Annotated in this window: 1 pseudogene; it reads left to right on the forward strand. The window is 68.3% G+C overall.

The features are described 5' to 3' along the window. A pseudogene (locus ACEU5R_RS31865) lies at positions 1-2230 on the forward strand (filamentous hemagglutinin); the annotation flags it as partial.

Below are 2230 nucleotides of genomic sequence, written 5' to 3' on the forward strand. Positions count from 1 at the left end.
GGCATGAACCTGGCGGGCGGCACGCTGTCCTCCGTGGGCCTGATGACCGTGGCCGCCACCCAGGACATCGACGCGTCCCGCGCCACGCTGCATGGCGGCGGCCTGGACCTGTCCGCCGCCAACCTGCGCAACCCGGGCGGCAAGATCACGTCCTCGGGCGATGCGACCATCAAGCTCGGAGGCGAGCTGGACAACACCGGCGGCACCATCGCCGCGGCCGGCAAGGCCCGCATCGATGCCGCCAGCCTGGTCAACCGCGACGGCACCGTGGCCGGCGGCAACCTGACCGTCACCACCAGCGGCGCCATCGACAACCAGCGCGGCCTGCTGCAGGCCGACGATACGCTGACCCTGACGGCTTCGAGCCTGGACAACAGCAACACGCTGACCGTCAGCAACGCGCCCGCCAAGGGCGTGCTGGGCAAGGTGGTCAGCATCGTGGCCGGGCGCGTGAACAACCAGGGCGGTGCGATCAGCGCCGGCCAGGACCTTGGCATCAAGACCGGCGAGCTGGACAACACCGCCGGCGAAGCCGCCTCGCAAGGCGTCGCGCGCATCGAGGCCGACACGCTCAAGAACACGCAGGGCAAGCTGCTGGCGGGCAAGAACCTGACCGTCATCGTCAAGGCGCTGCAGGGCCTGGGCGCGCTGCGCTCGGGCGAGGACCTGTCCTTTGAGTACGCGGGTTCCCTGAACCAGGAAGGCGAAATCACCGCCGGCCGCGACCTGAATCTGACCGTGGGCGGCACGTTCGACAACCGCGCGCGCATCACCGCGGGCCGCGACTTGGGCGTCAAGGCCGGCACGCTGAACAACCAGGCCACGGGCGAGCTGGTGGCCGGTCGCAACAACACGATCAACGTCACCGGCACGCTGACCAACGCGGGCCTGATCGACGGCGTCAACACGCGCATCACGGCGGGCGCCGTGACGAACCTGGGCCGGATCTATGGCGATAACTTGGCCATTGGGACGGGCTCTTTGGTCAACGACGTAGGCGCGGGCGGGGCGGCGGTGATCGCCGCGCGCAGCGCCATGGACCTGGGCGCGACCTATCTGGTCAACCGCGAACACGCGTTGATCTACTCGGCCGGCGACCTGCGCATCGGCGGCGCGCTGGACGCCGCCGGCCGAGCCGTGGGCCAGGCCGTCTCATTGCAGAACCCCTCGGCCACGATCGAAGCGGCCGGCAACGCCACCATCTCGGCCGCCACGCTGCTGAACCAGAACAATCGCTACGCCAGCGAGACCGTGGTCGTGTCGTCCAAGCCCAAGGTGTACTTCACGCCCGAAGGCACCACGGACATGTACGACGCCGAGACCAACTGGCTCTGCGACGAAGTCACGCCCATGTGCAGCAAGGATCCCGCCTGGCTGGACGACGATCCCGAGCGCAAGCTGCTGCTGCCCTCGACCAAATACCCGGCGGATCGCTACGGGCCGCCGTTCAACTACGCGCCCGGCTTCCGTGACAAGTCCGGCAAGAACGTGCCGATTCCGTTGACGTACCTTCCGCCGCAGTACATCTGCTACGGTGAAGGCGGCGACGCCGGCAACGCGTCGTGCGGCTACACAGACGAAGGGTTCCGATATGCTGGCGACGCGCGCGTCTGGGCGGTGTTCGGCGTCACGCCGCCGTCCGGACCGATGCCTGTATGGGTCGAGCCAGAGCGTCCTTGCGACCGCGACAGGCAATGCCAGGCCAGCGAAGCTGCGCGCCGCCAGGCCTATGAAGACGCCTATGCTGCGTACAAGGCCCGGCACATGGAACTGGACGCGCGCATCCGCGAGTTCAATTCCGACTACGGCAGCCGCCTGAGAGGCACGTTCACCTACTACCAGGTCAACGAAACCGTTACCGAAACGCGCACGCTGTCGACCGACCCCGGCAAGATCCTGTCGGGCGGCTCGATGACGCTGACCGGCACCGTCACCAACGACAAGAGCCAGATCGCCGCCGGCGGCGCGCTGTCGGTCGTCGGACCGAACATCAACAACATTGGCGCCGGCGGTGAGCGCGTCATCACGCGCGTCGGCACCGCGACCGTCACGCAAGAGCGGTCCAAGGGTCGCAAGGAATACTCCAGCGACTACAACGTCACCCTGGCCGGCCAACCGATAGAACTGCCCGTGGGCACGTCCGGCGGCAACGTCCAGGTCAGCCTGAGCGGTCAGAAACCCGGCGCCACCGGCACCACCGCGCCCGGCCCCGTGCTGGTGGCCAGCGTGG

Source organism: Achromobacter sp. 413638 (assembly GCF_043119405.1).
Taxonomy (GTDB): domain Bacteria; phylum Pseudomonadota; class Gammaproteobacteria; order Burkholderiales; family Burkholderiaceae_B; genus Achromobacter.